At 63.4% G+C, this 19,526-nt stretch carries 18 protein-coding genes; 2 read left to right on the top strand and 16 right to left on the bottom strand.

The annotated features are described in order from the left end of the window. Positions 1–119: 119 nt before the first annotated feature. The 6 genes from FNJ84_RS18975 to FNJ84_RS19000 are packed head-to-tail and all read right to left on the bottom strand — an operon-like array spanning position 120 to position 6,239. Positions 120–1,628, bottom strand: a complete 1,509-nt coding sequence (locus FNJ84_RS18975; RefSeq protein WP_143794805.1) for a tripartite tricarboxylate transporter permease — start codon at positions 1,626–1,628, stop codon at positions 120–122. Further along, positions 1,625–2,077 carry a tripartite tricarboxylate transporter TctB family protein gene (locus FNJ84_RS18980; RefSeq protein ID WP_185968601.1) on the bottom strand — a complete coding sequence of 151 codons (453 nt, stop codon included), beginning with the start codon at positions 2,075–2,077 and terminating at the stop codon, positions 1,625–1,627. The genes FNJ84_RS18975 and FNJ84_RS18980 overlap by 4 nt, the downstream gene beginning before the upstream one ends. Positions 2,078–2,093: 16 nt before the next feature. Further along, positions 2,094–2,966, bottom strand: coding sequence for a succinate--CoA ligase subunit alpha (locus tag FNJ84_RS18985; RefSeq protein WP_143794807.1), 873 nt, complete (start codon positions 2,964–2,966; stop codon positions 2,094–2,096). Between the two features lie 10 nt (positions 2,967–2,976). Next, positions 2,977–4,131, bottom strand: a complete 1,155-nt coding sequence (locus tag FNJ84_RS18990) for an ATP-grasp domain-containing protein (protein WP_143794808.1) — start codon at positions 4,129–4,131, stop codon at positions 2,977–2,979. 4 nt (positions 4,132–4,135) lie between these two features. Next, positions 4,136–5,227, bottom strand: a complete 1,092-nt coding sequence (locus tag FNJ84_RS18995) for an enolase C-terminal domain-like protein (protein ID WP_143794809.1) — start codon at positions 5,225–5,227, stop codon at positions 4,136–4,138. A gap of 37 nt (positions 5,228–5,264) precedes the next feature. Then, the gene (locus FNJ84_RS19000) at positions 5,265–6,239 is read right to left on the bottom strand and encodes a tripartite tricarboxylate transporter substrate binding protein (RefSeq protein WP_143794810.1); all 975 of its coding nucleotides are present in this window, start codon (positions 6,237–6,239) and stop codon (positions 5,265–5,267) included. A 375-nt stretch (positions 6,240–6,614) separates the two neighbouring features. Between FNJ84_RS19000 and FNJ84_RS19005 the strand changes: the two genes are divergently transcribed. Further along, entirely contained in the window at positions 6,615–7,217 is a 603-nt protein-coding gene (locus FNJ84_RS19005) for a hypothetical protein (RefSeq protein ID WP_143794811.1), read from the top strand. Between the two features lie 217 nt (positions 7,218–7,434). On the opposite strand, the gene FNJ84_RS19010 is transcribed toward FNJ84_RS19005, so the two are convergent. The 10 genes from FNJ84_RS19010 to FNJ84_RS19055 all read right to left on the bottom strand — a co-directional run bounded on the left by FNJ84_RS19010 (position 7,435) and on the right by FNJ84_RS19055 (position 18,360). Beyond that, on the bottom strand, positions 7,435–7,641 hold the full coding sequence (locus FNJ84_RS19010) for a hypothetical protein (protein WP_143794812.1): 207 nt from the start codon (positions 7,639–7,641) through the stop codon (positions 7,435–7,437). Positions 7,642–7,985: 344 nt separating this feature from the next. Further along, positions 7,986–9,371: an MmgE/PrpD family protein gene (locus FNJ84_RS19015; RefSeq protein ID WP_143794813.1), complete on the bottom strand. Its 1,386-nt coding sequence runs from the start codon at positions 9,369–9,371 to the stop codon at positions 7,986–7,988. Then, entirely contained in the window at positions 9,368–11,107 is a 1,740-nt protein-coding gene (locus FNJ84_RS19020; protein ID WP_143794814.1) for an acyl-CoA dehydrogenase family protein, read from the bottom strand. The genes FNJ84_RS19015 and FNJ84_RS19020 overlap by 4 nt, the downstream gene beginning before the upstream one ends. Beyond that, positions 11,104–12,105, bottom strand: a complete 1,002-nt coding sequence (locus tag FNJ84_RS19025) for a nitronate monooxygenase family protein (protein ID WP_143794815.1) — start codon at positions 12,103–12,105, stop codon at positions 11,104–11,106. The genes FNJ84_RS19020 and FNJ84_RS19025 overlap by 4 nt, the downstream gene beginning before the upstream one ends. Before the next feature lie 6 nt (positions 12,106–12,111). Then, positions 12,112–13,029 carry a CoA ester lyase gene (locus FNJ84_RS19030; RefSeq protein ID WP_370454612.1) on the bottom strand — a complete coding sequence of 306 codons (918 nt, stop codon included), beginning with the start codon at positions 13,027–13,029 and terminating at the stop codon, positions 12,112–12,114. Between the two features lie 33 nt (positions 13,030–13,062). Beyond that, positions 13,063–13,857, bottom strand: coding sequence for a citryl-CoA lyase (locus FNJ84_RS19035; RefSeq protein ID WP_143794817.1), 795 nt, complete (start codon positions 13,855–13,857; stop codon positions 13,063–13,065). Between the two features lie 11 nt (positions 13,858–13,868). Continuing rightward, a complete protein-coding gene (locus tag FNJ84_RS19040) occupies positions 13,869–14,510 on the bottom strand; it encodes a 3-oxoacid CoA-transferase subunit B (RefSeq protein WP_185968603.1) in 642 nt (213 codons plus the stop codon). 5 nt (positions 14,511–14,515) lie between these two features. Further along, the gene (locus tag FNJ84_RS19045; protein WP_143794818.1) at positions 14,516–15,181 is read right to left on the bottom strand and encodes a 3-oxoacid CoA-transferase subunit A; all 666 of its coding nucleotides are present in this window, start codon (positions 15,179–15,181) and stop codon (positions 14,516–14,518) included. Between the two features lie 23 nt (positions 15,182–15,204). Next, a complete protein-coding gene (locus tag FNJ84_RS19050) occupies positions 15,205–17,157 on the bottom strand; it encodes a TRAP transporter fused permease subunit (protein ID WP_143794819.1) in 1,953 nt (650 codons plus the stop codon). A gap of 72 nt (positions 17,158–17,229) precedes the next feature. After that, a complete protein-coding gene (locus tag FNJ84_RS19055) occupies positions 17,230–18,360 on the bottom strand; it encodes a TAXI family TRAP transporter solute-binding subunit (RefSeq protein WP_143794820.1) in 1,131 nt (376 codons plus the stop codon). 180 nt (positions 18,361–18,540) lie between these two features. Here FNJ84_RS19055 and FNJ84_RS19060 point away from each other — a divergent pair, with 180 nt between their 5' ends. Continuing rightward, positions 18,541–19,467: a LysR family transcriptional regulator gene (locus tag FNJ84_RS19060; protein WP_255471300.1), complete on the top strand. Its 927-nt coding sequence runs from the start codon at positions 18,541–18,543 to the stop codon at positions 19,465–19,467. Positions 19,468–19,526 lie beyond the last annotated feature (59 nt).

Here is a 19,526-nt window from a genome sequence, read left to right on the forward strand (position 1 = left end):
TTTGGCCGTCACCCCACATCCTTTCGGACCATGAATTTCGTTGACAGTGTAACGTAATTGCCGCCTGCATCAATGTCGCTTTGGGAATGACGGCCGGCCGGCATCGGGATCCCCGCGGCCTAGGGGTTTGTTGCCACGCGGCGCCGTCTCAGGAAGGGCGCCACCACCGTCCACAGCAGCAGCAACCCCGATATCGTCATCACGGTTGCGCTGATCGGCCGGTCAAAGAAGGTCATGAAATCGCCACGCGACAGCAGCATCGCGCGGCGGAAATGTTCCTCCATCAGCGGGCCCAGCACGAAGCCCAGCAGCAGCGGTGCGGCCGGAAAGGCCAGCCAGCGCATCAGACAGCCCAAGGCGCCAAAGACAACGACCATCATCACATCGAAACTGGACGAGTTGATCGAATAGGTGCCGATGCAGATGAAAACCAGGATGGCCGGAAACAGCAGGTTATAGGGCACCAGCAGCAACCGCACCCAGACCCCGATCAGCGGGATATTCAGCACAAGCAGCATCAGATTGCCGATCCAGAAGCTCATGATCAGGCCCCAGAACAGCGCCGGCTGCGACGTCATCAGCGACGGGCCGGGGGCAATCCCGTTGATGGTCAGCGCCCCCAGCATCAGCGCCATCGTGGCGCTGCCAGGAATGCCAAGCGCCAGGGTCGGAATAAAGGCCGTCTGATCGGCGGCATTATTGGCTGCCTCGGGCGCGACAACGCCCTCGATCGCGCCCTTGCCAAAGCGGCCAGGCTCGGCTGCGACGCGCTTTTCCAGCGCATAGGCCATGAACGAGGCGATGGACGGGCCGGTGCCGGGCAATGTGCCGAAGAATGATCCAAGGCCGGTGCCGCGCAGGATGGGGCGCCATGAACGGCCCAGATCCTCGCGCGTCGGTTTCATCGCCCTCAGACTGACAGAGGATCTGTCAATGGCTCGCCGCGCCCGCGTGCCGACGCTGAAGATGACCTCGGCCACGCCGAACAGCCCCATGGCCAGCGTCACCAGATGAATGCCGTTGGCCAGTTCCAGAAACCCGAAGCTGAAGCGCGTCCCGCCCGAATATATGTCGATGCCAACGGTGCCAAGGATGATGCCGAACACCACCATCGCAAGGCCCTTGGCCGCAGAGCCGTCGGAAATGGCCGAGGCCGCGATCAGCCCCAGAACCATCAGCGCGAAATAGTCGGCAGACCCGAATTTCAGCGCATAGCTGGCGATGACCGGCGCAAAGGCCATCAGGATCACGATGGCAATCGAGGCACCGACAAAGGACGCCACCGTCGTCATCAGCAAGGCAACGCCGCCCCGCCCCTGCTGCGCCATCGGATAGCCATCAAGGCAGGCGACGGCGCTGGATGTCGTGCCGGGAATATTCAGCAAAATGGCCGCGGTCGAGCCTCCATAGGCCGTCCCGTACCAGATCCCGCCCAGCATGATCAGCGCGGTTGTCGGTTCGAAGTGATAGGTCAGCGGCAACAGCATGGATATCGCCGTCAACGGGCCGATCCCCGGCAAGACCCCGACCAGCATGCCGACCACGACACCGACGAAGCAATAGATCAGGTTGACCGGTGTGACGGCAGTATCCAGCCCGATGGCGACATTGGCCAGCAGTTCGTTCATGATGGCATCCTTAGCATCGGGAAGGGCAGGTTCAGGCCGAGAACAAAGATCAGATAGCTCAGCACACACATCACCACGGCGACGGCGGCGGCATTGACGATCCGAAAGTCGCGATCCCCCAGCGACGACAGAAAGACCAGCACCGCGATGGCCGGCGCGAGGCCAAAGCGGGGCATGACAAGGGCAAAGCCCGCGACCGAGGCCAGCACGCAGATCAGGGCGCGAGGTGAAACGCCGCGCCAGTCTGTTGGTTCGGATCGCATGAATGCCGGTATCAGGACCAGCAGGCCCAGCAGCGCCATGATGATTCCCGCACCAAAGGGAAACATGCCCGAACCCATCCGCTGCAATGTTCCCAGCGGGTATTGCATCGCGGCATGGACCGCCACGCCGATCCCCGTCAGCAGCAACAGGACACCGCCAAGGAAATCACGTTTGTCCACGGTCATGATGCGCTCCTCTTTTTCATGTTCGATCAAACAGCTGCCTGATGGCTGTGACCACAGCCAGCGGCGAGTCGCAGATGGTGGCCCCGGCATCCTTCAGGCGTCTGGCCTTGGCCACGGCCGTCTCTGAGCCGTTGCGCGCCAGCGCGCCGGCATGGCCGAACTGCCGCCCCTCGGGCAGGCTGCGCCCGACGATCATGGCAAATACAGGCGTCGACAGATCCGGCAGCGCAGCGGCAAGCTCGTCTTCCTTGCCGCCACCGATTTCGCCGATCAAGACAATGGCCTCTGTGGCCGGGTCGGCATCCATCAGCCGGGCATATTCGGCCGGCCGGCGACCGGTGATCGCGTCGCCTCCGACCGAGACGACGGTGCTTTGGCCGATGCCACCGGCCGTCAGCCTGCGCAGCATTGCAATCGCCAGCGTCCCACTGCGCGAAATGACCCCGACACGGCCCGGCATGCCAAAGCCCGCCGGAAGCCCGCCCAGCATGCCCTGACCCGGATTAAGCAGGCCAAGGCTGTTCGGTCCGATGACCCACGCGCCACGATTGCGCGCATGGGCAAGCGCCGGCATCATGTCATGAACCGGCGCATGTTCTGCGGCGACGGAAACCAGCGCGATCCCCGCATCCACGGCCTCGACAATCGCGGCGGCGACGCCAAAGGCTGGGGTATAGACGACAGAAACATCCGCCCCGGTCTTGTCCACCGCCTGCGACACCAGGTCAAAGACCGGCAGGCCCAGATGATCCGTGCCGCCAGCGCCGGCCTGGACCCCGCCGACAATCTGCGTCCCGGCCAGCCGCATCTGCCGGATCAGCCCGGCCGCATAAGATGAATGAACGTTCTGGATGACGACGCGACTGTCCGGCTTCAGCAGGATTCCCATGACCGCGCCCTCAGATCAGACCGGCATCACGGTCGAAACGCATCTGCGCGACCATGTCTTCCGCAAACTCGAAGGACGGATAGCCGGCCTCGGCAATCAGCTGACGCGCTGTTTCTGCGGTCATCGTCTTCTCTGCCGCGGCACTGGCGCAAAGACCGAAATAGAACGGCTTCGATGGCGGGTCGGCCCTGAGACGCGCCAGCAGAGAGATCACGCGCGGCGCCAGATCACGCGATGCCAGCGCCTGATAGAAGGCGATCGCGCGGATCCCGTCGGCCCGTGCCAGGTTCCAGGCCATGTCAAGGCGGGCATCTGCCGTATCGCCACGCGCGCCGCTGGCATTGTCGAAAAAGCTGGCCGCCGCAAAACCGGCATCATCCAGCAGATCGGCGATCATCATGCCCAGCCCTGCACCCGCGCTAAGCACCACCACGTCACCCGGCGATTGAACCAGCGTATATCCCCCGTCCTGCGCCTCGCGTTCCGCCGTGCTGCGGCCATGTGCGGCCAGCCGGCGGGACAAGGCGAACACCCGGTCGCGGTGGCGATAGGCCGCGCTGTCATCAACCGAGGCCTTGCAGTCCAGCGCAACCAGCCGCCCCTGCGGCGTCACTGCCAGCGGGTTGATCTCGATCATGGTCATGTCTTCGTTTCGGAACATGCGTTGCAGATCCGCCCCAAGCTGGGCAAGGCGCGGTATCGTCGCCGGGGGCGCCTGGGCCGCGATGAAGAACCGTGCCAGTTCATGAACCGGGCAGATCCCTTCGACAGGAAGCGGCAGCGAATGCAGGATCGCACCATCCTCGACATTCATGCCGCCGCTGGCCGAGAACATCAGCCTCGGCGCGCCAGCGACATCGTCCAGCATGATCGACAGATACAGCTCATCGCTGATATCGACGGGCGCCTCGATCATCATCACCGGCAGCAGGCCGCGATCTTTCAGGCGTGCAGCGATGGTGCCGGCCGTTGATGCGGCTTTGGCACCCGCCGGCCGCACAAGCCCCGCCTTCCCGCGCGCCCCGAACAGCGTCTGCGCCTTGACGATGTCAGATGGCGCGACATCCCGCACGGGACCACCGCCATATTCGAGCAGGCGCGAATCCGGGACCGCCACCCCACAGGCACGCAGAAGCGCCTTCGCATCCCATTCGCACAGATCCATCGCGCTAGACCTCCAGAACCGTTCTGCCCGATGAAATGGCCGAGACCCGCGCCCAGTCGATCGCCCCTGCAAGGTGCAGGACAGGTGGCATCGCGTAGCCGCCGCCTGCGACCGGCAGGTCGAATTGCAAAAGGCGACCGTCCAATATGTCGTGAAACGAGGCCTCGACCCCCCAAAGCGTCTCTGCTGAGGCCTGGGCCGCAAGACGCAGCTGCGCCAGCGCGCCAATATCGGTTTCGCCGAACAGGCCAATGACCGCCCGGCCGCCACGGGCAGCCACCGTATCAAGCATCTGGCGTGCCGCGTTCAGACCAACGCGCGCAGGCTTGGCCGCTATGTCGATCTGGCCCAGCTCGGCGAATTGCCGGGCCGCAAGAATGCCATCGCAATGGCGGTCGACCAGAATCGGGATCGCCTGACCGGAAGTCGCCGCGACAGGTTCCGCCAGCGGCACGATGGCAATCGGATCCTCGACAAAGCGCAGGTCGTATTGCTGCGCCAGCGCGACGACCTCGGAAAGCTGCGCCGCGCCATAGGCGCCGTTGGCATCGGCGCAAAGCCTTGTCGCATCACCCACCGCCTGACGGATGGATGACAGGATTTCTGCGTCCCGGACCAACCCCTGTCCAAGCTTGACCTTGATGATGCCGAACCCGTCCGCAACCGCCCGCACCGCCGCGCCGGCCATCTCGGCTGCCGTGGCGCGGGTCAGGACGGCAATTGCGGGGCCAACGGCGCCGCCGGTCACGAAGGCGGCATGATCGTGACGGAAATCGTCAAGCAGCGTATCCAGCCCAGCGCCAAGCGCAGAAACGTCCCTGATGCGCCCGATATCCCCGGCCCGAAAACCGGAAGACGAGATGACCGGCCAGGCAACGTCGCGGAACAGTTGCACAAAACCCTGCTGGCTTATGCCATTCCAGGCGGGGCGGCAGACCACCTCGGCCGCCCCCTCCTGTCCGGCGCGGTTCCACGCCCTGATGATGACATGGGCCGAGCGCGTCTCGACCCCGCCCGTGGTCCACTCGACAGGTGCGCGGTATTCCAGCGCAACGGCGTAAAGCTCTGCCCGGACGATCTGCGATGCTTCGGTCATTATCCGATTGCGTTCCTCGTGGCGGCCGCGGCTGCGGTCAATTGGCTTCCACGTCCCGCGTCGAATCTATGACCTGCTGCCAGCGCGGCAGATTGGTGGTGATCCGTTCGACGATCGCGTCGCCGGTCGCGAATTGCGGCGTCACACCCATCTTCAGCAGCGCCTGCTGGTAATCCTCCTGCGCAACGACCGTTTCGATCGCGGCCTCAAGCTGATCGACGACGTCATCGGGCGTGTCCTTATTGACCACCACCACGGACGGGGTTTCGACAAAGGCCATCTCGATTCCCAACTCGCCGACCGTCGGGACATCGGGCAGGACGGCATCGCGGCCCTCGCTCATGAAGGCCAGAAAGCGCAGCTCGTTCTCGAAGCCGATATAGTTCGAGCTGGACAGAACGGCGGCATCAATATGGCCCCCCATCAGATCGGCAACCGAAGCCGAGCTGCCCTGGAAGGGGATGTCGATGGCCTCGACCCCTGCGGCCTGGAACAGACCGACACCGTTGACGTGATGAAAGCCACCCCGTCCGGTATGCCCCCAGGTCATCTCGCCCGGCGCTTCACGCATTGCTGCCAGCAAATCATCAAGCGTCTGATAAGGGCTGTCGGACGATACGGCGATGGCCGAGGTCAATTGCGCCATCTGCGCCACATAACGGACGTCGGCGACCGGATCTATTGCCTGCTTCTCGAAAAGCGAGGTCAGGATGAACGTGCCAAGGGATTCATGCGCCAGCTTGTACCCATCTGCGGGGCCCGTGACGACTTCCTGCGCCGCCACATAGCCACCCGCCCCGGTCCGGTTGATCGGGGCAACCGGCTGGCCAAGGATCGCTTCCAGCCGTCCGGCGACCTGGCGGGCAACCTGATCATTTGCCCCACCAGCCGAAAACGGGATCAACAGCTCTAGCGGGCGGTCGGGATAGCCCTCCGCCACGGCCGAAGACGCAACCACGCTGATTGCAGTCACAATAGCCGCTTGCAGGCGGCCCACAGGTCCAAAACTCATATCATCCTCCCTGATGCATCCGAGGTTCAGGCGACAATCCTGACTTTAATTCACAATGTCAACTATCTTGTTGTCTATATAAACCATCTGCCTGTGCAGCCAATCCCCGTCAGCACCATTGCGGCACCTGGGCTTTCTGCTTGATTTCACCAAAGATATGACCTGATTGCCGACGGCCTGATGACCAGGTCCCACTGTCCTGCTTGCGACGGCATCCAGATAGCGGCGGGTCAACGCCTCGTGCTTGGGGCCGCAAAGGCGCTTGTGCTAAGCTGCCGCCAATCTCGAATTGTCCTCAAGGCCAAAGGCGAGATCGAACGGGTTGGCACCGGGATCAGAGCGACGGGTGGAAAAATTTTGGCTAAACTGAGAACAATGCCGGTCCTGGGCCTGACCTTGCTTGCGGGACTGGGCGTCTGGTTCATTGCCGACAAACGCGGTGAAGCCACTGAAATGGCGCCGCTGTGTCAGGGCATGCATGCCGACTCCGGCTTTGACGAGGCGCTTGTCTATATTCAGTCGGCACAAGGCTATTTGACCGGCCGTGTTGACAGCCCCGATCCGGCGCCATGCCCGGAAAGCACGGCCGGGCAGGTCCTGGCGACAACCGACGACCCTGCCGCATTGGGAAAATTCTACGATGACCGGATTGCGCAGCGCGCGGCGCTGTCATCGGTCGAGGCGCGATATGCCTGGGATGTGGAAACGCTTTTTCAGGTCAATCTGGAATGCGCCGCCGATTGGGACTGCGCGCAGAAGCGTATTTCGGCTTTGATTGCGGCCGGGCTGAAACCCTCGCAAAGCCTGGTCTTTTGCGGATTCGATGCCAGCCCCGCGCCAGAAGGCGCCGAAACCGAAGGATTGGCCGCCTTTCGCAGGCCGCAATCCCTGCCCTTCATCTGCGATGAATTGATCAGGGGCAGCGGCGTATCGGAGGGCTGGATAGCCGCCTATGCCGATTATTTCGACGGCCGATAGCAGGACGAAGCATAGAATGGGTTACACGGTTATCGACGGCATTGATTACTTTTGAACGCCGCGTCTCGATCTGCCTTTCGACGAGGGTGACAGTCCCTTCTTCACCCAGCCCGCAAAGCGCGGTGTCAATTATGACGTTCCTGCAAAGGCTGACTCGGCGGTCGTCATTCGCTTTCAAGGTGCGGCCGGTGCCGATCTGGCCGAGAAGATCGACAGTTCAGGCGGCAGTATTCCCGCCGCCAATCTGCCCGAGGTTCTTTTGAAGCTGCTCACCATCGCCAATCGCGCAGCCGATAACGAAGCCAGTTCGCCTGACGGTCACGTTGATTTTCGGGCGCCGCTGCCAGCCAGCATGTCTTTCTACAGCATCAGATATCGTCACCGGCGCTTGAGTTTCCCATGTTGATGCCGGGGATCGGGCCATTTCCACCGACCTTTATGTCGAGGTGCTGATCAAGACCTGAAGGATCGACGCAAAACCCGTCCCGAGGTCCAGGTGAACCGGCACCTGACCAGCAGATAAAGCGGTTTGCGCCCAGGCTGGATAGCGGCCGGATCAGGAAAGCCGTTCCAGCAGTCGACATTCTTCTGGGTCTCGACACAGCCGGGGGCCAGCGCGCACACCATCATCGCGGGTTCTGGCGTTGCTTCTGATCGGCGTGACGGTGGCTTCGGTGGCCCTTTTCCTGCTGTCGGCGCGGGATCAGCCGCCAGCCATTCACCCCGCCCGGTGATCCGTGAAAAGCTGCACAAGATCACCGAGAAGCCTCAGGCCGTTGGCATGATCGACGCAGCCAGGGACGGATCGACCCTGGGACCGGCTGACTGCGCGGGCGCCCCGACACGTTCCGCAAGCCGATCCAGCGTCGAGCGAGAGGCGCCAAGCCCGGACACGGTGTTCCACAGATCTTCTGCTGCTGCGGCGCCGATCAGCGTTGTCGCCTTTGCACGAAGCCGGTGTTCAAGGCTGTTGGGGTCGGCATCGGCAAGTATGTCGTGATGCGCCTCCAGGGTCTGACCGCGAACGACCACTGACACCGACGCCTGACTGTCCGTCAGGCTGTCATCCGGCTGGACCGTGACGCGATCGCGCAGCGCTTGCAGGTCGTCGCGGGCGCAGGTCTCGTCGCTATAGACCTCAAGCGAAGCGGTGTCGACGCCGCCCAGCATCATCGCAGCGGTCAGGCGATAGCTGAACTTGGCCTGAAGCCCTGTCGCAGGGGCGGGCTGGTTGCAAACCGCCAGCCAACGCGGATGCGTGCGGATCGTCACCGCTTCGACATCGCCCGGCACAACCCCGGCCGAGCGAAGGTCGCGCAATGCCTCAAGCATCGCATGCAGCCCGTGGCAGCAGGCATGGAACTTGTACGAGACGCGGGGGAACTGCCAATCGGTCCCGATCTGGTCAAGCGCCGCGCGTTCGGCGCTGCCCGCATGGGTTACACCAAAGCCCTGCACGCCCTCGATCGCATCGGGTGACGAGGTTGCACCAGCCTGCGCCAACAGCGCGCAGGTGACACCGACCTCGGCGGCGAAGCCGGCGTTCAGTGGCTTGCCCATGGTGCCGAACTGACTTTTCAAGCCCGCTGCGCGCGTCGCGGCCAGGCAAAGCGCCTCGGACATGGTCGCGGCATCCAGCCCAAGAACCCGCGCCGCCGCCGCAGTGGCGCCAAAGGCGCCCGACGTGCCGGTCTGGTGGAAGCCCGCCTCGTAATGCGACCGACCCAGCCATGCGCCGACCCGGCAGGCGGTCTCCAGGCCGACTGCGACGGCGTCAAGAAATGTCGCCGCATCGGCCTTCGCGGTTTCAGCAGCGGCCAGTGCCGCGGGAATCACGGCGACGCTGGGATGGCCGATATGGCCGAAATGCGTGTCATCATAGTCAAGCGCATGGCTGGTCGCGCCATTGACCAGCGCAGCCGCGGCGGCGCTTGCCCGGCCGCCCCCGAAAAGCGTGGCGCCCTTTGAGGACGGGGCAGTTTCCAGCGCCATCATCCGGGCAGCGCGGGCCACGGGTTCGTGCGTGCCCGCGATGCCGACCGTCGCCCAGTCGAAAAGCGAAAGCTGGACGAATCGCTGCATCCGCGCGTCCTGGACATCCGAGGTGGCGGCAAATGCCGCCAGTTTATGTGTAAGGGTTATGGTGTCTTTCATTCTGCGGCCATCCGAGAGGTCTCGACATCCGCACCAGCGCGCGCCAGCAGGTCGGCAAGCCATTCTGGCTCGCCCTCTGCCGGTGCCAGCGGGTCGCGGATTGCAAGTTTTTCTGTCAGCACCAGTTCTGCAAGCCGCCGTCGGTCCGCCGCAACGAAGGCATGGCTGCGCGAAAGGCGCGCGGCCTCCCAGGCGAGGAAGGTCGCCGAGGCGATGTTATAGACGGCGCTCGCCGCGCGGCGCGTTTCCGAAGCCTCGGCCAAGCCGTCCTGGCCCGAGGCCGCACGCAGCAGCGACATGACGCGGTCCAGCACGTCCCTCAATCGGTCAGCCAGCGGTGCCTCGATGTCCTCCTGAAGGCATTTGCCCAGATAGGCGTGCAGCGCATCGCCTGCCCCCTCGCGCCGCGCGGCCCGCATCACGTCGAGCGCCACGATGTTGCTGGTTCCTTCCCAGATCGACCCCAGATGCGCATCGCGCAAGACGCGGGCATCGGACCATTCCTCGATATAGCCGCAACCGCCGCGCACCTCCATCGCGTCGCCTGCCACCTTTCGGGCATCGCGGCAGGCGCGGAACTTCAACAGCGGCGTAAGAATGCGCAAGACCGCCGCCATCTCGGCATCGCCGCGATCGGCTGCGTCCAGCACTCGCGCGGTGTGAAAGGCCACACTGCGCCCCTGCTCTGCCGCCAGCAGCATTTTCGCCAATTGCCGCCGCATCAGCGGCATGTCGATCAGCCGCTTGCCGAATGCCCTGCGGTGGCGCGAGATGTGCAGCGCCTCGGAAACCGAGCGCCGCATCAGCCCGGCGCTGCGCACACCGTTTGCAAGTCGCGACATGTTGATCATGTCGGTCATCTGCTTGAACCCCTGCCCCGTTTCGCCGACGAGATAGGCCTCTGCCCCCTCAAGAACGATCTCACCCGACGCCATCGAGCGCGTGCCCATCTTTTCCTTGAGCCGGATGATCCGATAGCTGTTCAGGCTGCCATCAGGCAAATGCCGCGGCAGCAGGTAAAGCGACAGCCCCCTGGTGCCATCGCCGCTGCCCTCGGGCCGCGCAAGAACCATCGCCAGCGCCGCGTCGGGGTTCGAGCAGAACCACTTGTCGCCATACAGCCGCCAACTGCCATCCTGTCGCCGCGCGACGGTCTGGACCGCGCCCACATCCGATCCGGCGGCTTGCTCGGTCATGAACATCGCCCCCTGAAAAAGGCTGTCCATGTCCTGACTTGTGAGACGGTCGAGATAGCGCGAGACCAGCTCGTTCGAACCGAATTTGCAAAGTGTGCGGGTCAGCGAGTCCGTCATGCTCAGCGGACAGCACAGCCCGAACTCGGCCTGAACGAAAAGATAGACCAGCGCATATTTCGCGATGGGAGGAAGCTTGTCGGGCTGTCCGAAGACCCCGCCCCGATGTGACATGGCAGCCAGGCCGAACTCGCCGAAGGCATAGCGTTCGAGTTGCTGATATGCCGGGTGTTTTTCGATGCGCTGGATCGGCAGTCCGGTCCGGTCCCGCAGCACAAGCGCGGGCGGATTCTTGTCGGCGGCAAGTGCAAGCTGTTCCAGCCGGTCCCCCACCAGGGCACCCATCCGCGCCAGTTGCGGCCCCAGGACCTGATGCAAGCCGGCAGGCGTGTAGATGGACATCAGCGCCGCGAAGGCAGGGTCTGCGTGATAGGCGTTCGTGCCGCGGCTGTCGGGGACATCGCTTTCGATGGTCGTTTTCATTGTCTGTATCTCCCTTGGCCTTCCAGCGCCGATCTGGCGGCGTGGTATTCGTCCGAAAGCCGCGCCACGATCGTTTCGGTTGGCTGCAACGCTGTGGATTGCCCAACCGCTTGCCCCGCGCTCCAGACCTGTGACCAGGCGCGGGGCCGGTCGGGATCGGTCTTGGCACCCATGCGGCGCGGTTGGGCCAGACGAGCCTCGTCAAGACACACGCCGGCCTGCTCGATGCTTGGAACAAGATAATTGGCATGCGTGCCGGAAAACAGCGGTGTGTAGAGGATATGCTGGGATTGCGCCGCCACGATCATCCGCTTGTGGTCTTCGGGCGCGATCGCCTCGTTGGTGGGAATAAAGACCGTTCCGCAATAGGCGAAATCGCAGCCCAGCACCTCGGCCGCCAGAATGGCGCGACCGTTCGCGATGGCACCCGACAGCGCCAGCGGCCCGTCATGGAAGGCGCGCACCTCGTCGACCAGCGCGAAGGGGCTAAGCGTGCCGGCATGCCCCCCGGCGCCCGCGCAGACAAGGATCAACCCGTCGACGCCGGCCGCCACGGCGCGACGGGCATGCCGCGCCTTGATCACGTCGTGAAACACCAAGCCGCCATAGCCGTGCACGGCCTCGACCACCTTGTCGGGTGCCGACAGCGATGTGATGACCAACGGCACCTTGTGGCGCACCAATGTGGCAAGGTCCTGCTCAAGGCGGGTGTTATAGTCGTTGACGATCAGGTTCACGCCGAACGGCGCCGGGATCTCGCCGGTGTCTTGCTGATGCGCGTCAAGCCGGCGCCTGATCTCGGTCAGCCAGACATCAAGCTGATCGGCGGGGCGCGCGTTCAGCGCGGGAAAGGTTCCGATGATACCGGCCTTGCACTGAGCCACCACCAGATCAACCCCAGAGGCAAGGAACATCGGCGCGCCGATCAGCGGCAGTTTCAGGCTGGCACGCAGGGCGGTGATCCGATCATGCGTTGCGGAATGGAATCGGTCGGTCATGCGATCCTAACTTTCCTGACGGGTCCGGGCGGCAGGCACCGGGGCGCGCCGTCCGCCGATCCTGGGCAAAGCGTCGGCAGCCTGCCCCACGGCTGCCTGTCCGCGCAAAAGAAGCCGCCGCGCCCGCATGGCAACCGGCGAGCGCAGCATTTCGCCCTCGGCATCCGACGTTGGGCATTCGTCCGCCGCAAGTGCGTGGCGCGCCCAGTCCAGATCTTGTGGTGTGGCACAAAACCCCTTTTGCGCCGGCGCCAGTTGCCGCTGGTGGATCAGGCATTTGCCGCCGAACCCCAGCTCTCGGGCATGTCTTGCATCGTCGGTGATCGCCGCGCCATCGGTGACGCTGATCGTCACCCCGTCCAGCGGCGCCGGACGACCCGCCAGCCGTGCCGCCTGCACGATACGGCTGCGCAGCGGCAACAGCGCAATCCGTGTATGCGCGCAGCCCATCTCTTCGCACAGGTCGATCGACCCGAGGGCCAGCCGGTCTGCCTTTGCCGCGATCTCGTCGACCCGCGACAGGCCGGGCAGCGTCTCGATCTGGGCGATGACCTTCTGGCCGTGGTTCAGCGCAGCCCGGACTGCGGCAATCTGCTCGGCGCTTTCGCACTTGGGCAGGATGATCCCGTCGGTACCGATCTTGCGGGCAAAGGCCAGGTCATCGCGGTGCCAGACGGTGCCGACACCGTTTACACGCAGGAACAGCCTGACCATAGGATCCTTCGGCAGCGCACCTTGCGGGATACGCCGCACCGCCACCTTGCTGTCAGGCGCAACCGAATCCTCAAGGTCGATGACCACGATGTCCGATCCTGACATGCAGGCGGCCGCAAATGCATCCGGGCGCGCGGCAGAAACGAACAGTGGGAAACTCGGCGGCTCTTCTGGAAATCGGTTCATGGGACGCTCTTGTTTGCACGGCATCCGATCTTGCGGCACGTGGGCCGCGTAACGGATTCAGCGGGATTGCGGGCCGTTGTTGCGCAGGATCTCTTCCTCGGTCCGTTGCCACAGCTCGAAGGCGATCGGATCGCTGCGTTCTTCAAGAATATGGCCGACCAGCCCGATCGACCGCGCCATGACCCCGAAACCGCGAACGATCTGCCAGGGAAAACCGAACTCGCAGCAGATCGCCCCGATGGCACCCGTCGCATTGATCGGCAGCGGCTTGCCCCGGACCGCCTCGGCCTCGCGTTGCAGGCATTGCATCAACGCGACATATTCGCCCGACAACCCATTCTCTGCGGCGATCTGGAAAAGGCGCGGCGTGCGCGGATCCACCGGCTTGTGCAGCGGATGACCCAGCCCCGGCAGTATCTGCTTGCGCGCAGCATAGTCTGCGACCAGATCCTTTGCGATCGCTTCAAGGTCGGCGCCGGTGCCCAACCGCTCGGCCGGCAGCGCCTCGTAAAGCAGGCGCGACGCGCCCTCCATGGACCCGACAAAGACCGTGCCCAGACCGTTCAGCCCCGCCGCCACCGCCGCCTGCAAAGACTCGGGCGCGCCCAGATAGGTCAGTCGCGCGACCATGGCCGAGGGCGTGATCCCGTGTTCAACCAGGGTGATGACGATCGCATTGAATACCCTGGATTCCTCGGGCGTCGGCTTGCGATGCGCGGTCAGCAGGAAGGCCAGGTCACCCAGGTTCATCTTGCCCAGGATCTCGCTTGGCAGGTCAAGGCCGCGAACGCTGATCTTGTCTGGCGTGCTCCAGCCGATCTGCGAGGTCAGGTTGTCTTTGCGCTGAGGCATCGTCTTTTCCTTCAGGTCAGGATTCTTGCTTCGGTCATCGCCTGCACGTCCTCAAGGCGGTTGCCCGGCGCCAGTTCGACCAGCCGAAAGCCGTCAGGTGTCACATCCAGAACCGCAAGGTCGGTGTAGACGCGGTTGACGACGCCCAGCCCGGTCAAGGGATAGGTGCAGCGTTTCAGAAGCTTCGGCGTGCCGTCCCTGTTGACGTGGCGCATCATCACGAAGATCAGCGGCACCCCCGCCACCAGATCCATGGCACCGCCGACGGCAGGGGGGAATTTCTCGTCCAGCGTCGCCCAGTTCGCCAGGTCGCCGTTCTCGGCCACCTGATAGGCGCCAAGAACCGCGATATTGATATGCCCTCCGCGCATCATGGCGAAGCTGTCGGAATGCTCGAAATAGGCGGCGCCGGGCGCTGCGGTGACATAGCGCTTGCTGGCGTCGATCAGCTCGAAATCCTCGTGACCCGCGGGCGGGTTCGGGCCAACACCGAGAATGCCGTTTTCAGAATGGTAGATCACCTCGCGGCCCTCGGGAACATAGGCCGAGACATGGGTTGGCTTGCCAATCCCCAGGTTCACATAGCTTCCGTCCGGGATGTCTTGGGCCACGCGGGCGGCAAGGCTGGCATCGGTCAGCGGGTTCAGGTTCATGACGGTCATGGCCGCACCCCGTATTCCACGACGCTTTGGACAAAGATGCCCGGCGTCACAACGTTTTCAGGATCAAGCGGCGTGTCGGACATGTGCCGCACCTCCGCCACCGCATGTCGAGAGGCCATGGCCATCACCGGGTTGAAGTTCCGCGCGGTGGCGTGAAAGCAGAGATTGCCCCACTTGTCCGCCCGGTCAGCGCGAAGCAGCGCGAAATCCGCGTGCAGCGGGGCCTCGAACACATAGCCGCGCCCGTCGATCATGCGGGTTTCTTTTCCCTCGGCCAGCAGCGTGCCATAGCCCGTTGGCGTCAGGAACCCGCCAAGCCCCGCACCGGCGGCGCGAATACGTTCGGCCAGCGTGCCCTGCGGGACGACCTCCAGTTCGACCTCGCCTGCCTCGTAGCGCTTTTCGAACCAGATCGAGCCGGGAGAACGCGGATAGGAACAGATGACTTTCGCCACGCGCCCCGCTTTCAGCAGCTTGGCGATGCCGGTTTCTTCGGCACCGGCATTGTTCGAGATCACCGTCAGCCCCGTCGCACCCTGCGCAAGCAGCGCATCAATCAGGCCGAAGGGAATGCCCGAGGATCCGAACCCCCCGATCATCACCGATGCGCCATCCCGGATCGGGGCGACAGCGCTTTCCAGATCGGCAACACGCTTGTCCATCGGAATTCCTCCTGACGTCTGGATCAGGCCTTGGCGGCGTTTTTGCGCCGGACAAGCCCAAGGTTCACAACAAACACCGCGATCAGAATCCCGGCTCCGACAAGGCTGGTGGTCAGTTCTGGAAGCAGGATCAGCACGCCGCCCAGGGCAACCGCAATCCGGCTGACGATACCGATCTTTCCGACCTTGTAGAGCCAGGCTTCAAAGGCCGACGTGATCGCCCAGATGGCCACCAGTGTCAGCGCAACCCGCTCGAATATCTGCAACCAGGTGCCCTCCATGATCAGCGCCGGGTCGTAGACGAAGATGAAAGGCAGCACGAACAGGGGCATGCCAAGGCGCATGGCGTGAAACCCGGTCTGCATCGGCTTTGATCCGGCGACATTTGCCGCAGTGATCGCGGCCAGGGCAACGGGCGGGGTAATATAGGACAGCATGCCCCAGTAGAGGATGAACAGATGGCTGGCGATCGGGTTCAGCCCGGCCTGGACCAATGCCGGTGCCAGCAGGATCGACAGAAAGATGTAGCAGGCCGTGACCGTCATCCCCATGCCAAGCACAAAGCTGGTCACAGCCCCGGCGATCAGCATCAGCGCGGTGTTTCCGCCCGCATAAAGCAGCAACTCGCGAGAGAAGGCGCCGGCAACACCGGTGTAAGACAGGCCACCGACGACAAGGCCGATCCCGGCAAGCACCGCCACAAGGGTGGCAATATTGCCCGAGACGTCCAGCAGCAGGGCCTTGGCCCGGCCCAGCGTCAGGCGGGTGTCCTTGTTGAACGCCGTCGCCAGCAGCATCACCAACGAGGCATAATAGGGCGAGCGCGCTTCCATCCGCAGGCCCATCAGCACGAAGATCAGCACTGCAAGGCTTAGAAGGTAAGGCCAGCCCGATTTCAGCACCGGCCAGATTGCCGGCATCTCGCTGCGCGGCAGCCCGTTCAGGCCACGGCGCGCGGCATACATATCGACCTGAAACAGCAGTGCGACATAGAACAACAGCGCCGGAATGACTGCGGCGACCACGATGGTGGAATATTGCACCCCAAGGAACGAGGCCATGACAAAGGCCACCGTTCCCATGACAGGCGGCATCAGCGTCGCGCCGGTCGAGGCGCAGGCCTCGACTGCGGCGGCGTAATGCGCGGGATAGCCGACCCTGCGCATCGTCGGAATCGAGAACGGACCCGATGTCAGGATATTCGAGATCACGCTGCCCGAAAGCGAGCCGAGAATCCCCGAGCCCATGACGGCGACCTTTGCCGGGCCGCCCCGGCTGTGGCCCAGCAGCGCCGAGGCAAGCTCCATGAAGAAGTCGCTGCCCTTGGTCGCCACAAGGACAGAGCCGAAGATCACAAAGCCGATCACCAGTTCCGCAACGACCTGCATGGGAATGCCGATGATCGACTCGACGCCCAGCACATGCGCGCGCACGGTGCCGGCCAGCGAGTATTCGGTGCCCCACAAGAAGCCCGGCATGTAATCGGCATAAAGCGGGTAAGCGCCGAACAGCAGCGCCGTCACCAGCAGAATTGGGCCGCCTGCGCGCCGCACGCCTTCCAGCACCAGCACGATCAATATGGTGGCCATGATATCGGCCATCAGCGGCGCATCGAATTCCCAGCCCTGCTGAATGATGTCGAGGCCGTGATAGCCAAGCCAACCGGCACTGACCAGCGCCGCGACGGCAAGGATGGGATTCAGCCACCTAAGCCTGTGCGGGTGGCTGGTGCTTGCCGGCAAGATCAGGAAAGCCACCGCCAGAAAGATGCCGATGAGATAGTAGAGATAGGCGCTGCCAAGCGGCTGGAACCCGAAAAGGTTCAACAGAAACTGCTGGTTTATCGCCATGAGAACGCCCAGGGCGCCCAGCACCATGACGACCGCACGCATCACCGGCTCGTCGGATGTCGCATCAAGGGGGATTGCGGCCTGCACCGCCGAAACGGCGGGATCTGTGGACTTGTCGGAATTCATGGTTTCTTCCTGATCAAGACACCAAGCCCCCCCCGGCGCTATCCGCGCCGGGGAGGTTTGGCGAACTTCGGTTCAGTTCAACTGTGCGACGATTTCGGCCCGCCGGGCCATCCAGGCATCGGCAAACTCGGCATCAGAAAGCGCTTCGTTCTGCGCCTTGAACTCGTCCCATGCGGCCAGCATCGCATCCAGGCGCTCGATCCGTTTGGTGTTCCAGGCATCGTCTTCGTCGGTCCAGATGCCCTTTTCCTTGAGATAGCGGACCGCGCCTTCATGGAACGGCACATCCATCGCCGGCTTGCCGGACATCTCAAGGGTCCAGCGCTGCATGGTCGCAGTGCCGTCCTTGTAAAGATCATAGCTTTCGTCCAGCGCCTTGATGAAGGCATAGACGTCATCAGCCGATTTTTCGCTGGTGGTGGTGATCACCGGATAGCGATAGGCCGCCATCTTCGCGATCTCGCCTTCAGGCAGCCCGGCCGCCACGTCCTCGTCCGACGGCCCCATGATCGGCAGCACCTTCAGAAGGCCTTCCCAGCCTGCTGCATTGTCAGCCTCCAATGGCGCATAGTGAATGCCGCGCGGGCTTTCCGCCAGTTCGTAAAGCTGGCTGGTCGTCGGCGTGGTGCAGGTGGCGTCCGATTCATTCCGGGTCATCGACGACATTGCCGCCGCATAGGTCGGAAAGGTGACCACTTCGACATCATCAAGGGTCAGGCCGCCAAAGGCCAGGATTGCTTCGCATTTCACGTTCACCGACGGATTTCCCGCGACAAAGGCGATACGCTTGCCGCGGGCGTCCGCGACAGTGTCGATCCCGGCATCCCCGGCTGCGATCAGCGTGATGCCGGCAGGACGGCCGGCCACCGCGCGCAGGTCGCGCGGTCCCCAGTCGCGGGTGGCGAAATCAAAGGCGCCTTCGGACACGAAGAAGGCTTCTGTCGCCAGAAAGGCATAGTCGGCACGCCCCTGCAACAACGGTTGCAGGCGGCCGATGCCGCTGCCCGAGGGCTGAATCCGCACGCGGGTGCCGAATTGTTTGCCAAAGGCGTCGGCGATTGCCGAAGCTTCGGCATAGCCGGCCGAGCCGACGTCGTAGGACGTCCATACCATCGTCCCCGGCAGTTCCTGCGCCGACGCAGCGACCGTGCCAAGTGCCATGAGGCCACAAATGGCGGCCCCGAATTTGTATCCGGTTTTCATGCAATCCTCCCTGTGCATCGAAAAGACTCGATCAGGTCAGTCCTCTTCTGACCCGAAGCCCCAGCCTGCCATTGGCAGTCCACGCGGGGCTGATCTCTTCCTTCCAAGCAAAAGCTTGGCGAACTGGAAGTCATATATCAAATGCATTATGATAATATCAGAGATACTGTTGAGGCATGGATGGATCTGCGTCAGTTGCGATATTTTATTCAGGTGGTGGAGATGAACAGCATCACCGCCGCTGCCGAGCGCCTGAATATCGCGCAGCCTGCGCTTAGCCGCGTGGTAAAGGCGCTGGAGGACGAGTTGGACGCAAGCTTGCTGCGCCGCCACGGTCGGGGTGTGATGCCCACCGAAGAGGGGATACGCCTTGCTCGGCGGGCAAAGACCATTCTCGAAGATGTCGAGGATATGGCGGGTGATATTTCGGGCAATCGTGCCCCGCTGTCGGGTTCGGTAACGCTTGGCCTGCCGCCGACCGTGTCTGACATTCTTGCGACCCACCTGATCGAGCGCACGATGCAGACGCTTCCAGATGTGAAGCTGCGCATCAATTCGGGCTTCAGCGGCCATGTTCAGGACTGGCTCTTGCGTGGCAAGGTCGATCTGGGCGTCGCCTATGAAGGACAAAGATCGCCGTCCATCAAGGCGCAACCCATTATTATCGAACGACTTTTCCTGATTCAATCCGCCAAGGCCGAGGGTGCGCGGGACGGCGTTCCCATCCCGATCCGCGACGCGCTTGCGAAACCGCTGATCCTGCCCAACCCCGAGCACGGCCTGCGCGGTCGGATCGAGACGATCTCGCAAGACGAACGGATTGACCTCAATGTCGTGCTTGAGATTGATATTCTGCCGACCATGCTTGCCTTTGTCGAACGCGGGCTGGGCAGCACGATCCTGCCTCTGGTCAGCGTGACCAACCATATCAGCGACGGGCGGCTGATCGCGCGGCCAATCGTCCAGCGCACGATCGACCGGACGCTGGTTCTGATGACGCCATTGAACCGCCCCGGATCGCGCTTGATCAGCAATTTCGCCGATTTCCTGACCACCGAGGTTCACGCGATGGTCGCGTCTGGCCAATGGCCCGGCACCACGCTTTAAGGGTCAGGGCATGCGCTTCTGATATGGCAAGGAAGTCAGCCATACCAGCCAGGTCTGTG

The sequence above is a fragment of the Paracoccus sp. M683 genome, from assembly GCF_007096355.1.
In the GTDB taxonomy this organism is placed as follows: Bacteria; Pseudomonadota; Alphaproteobacteria; order Rhodobacterales; family Rhodobacteraceae; genus Paracoccus.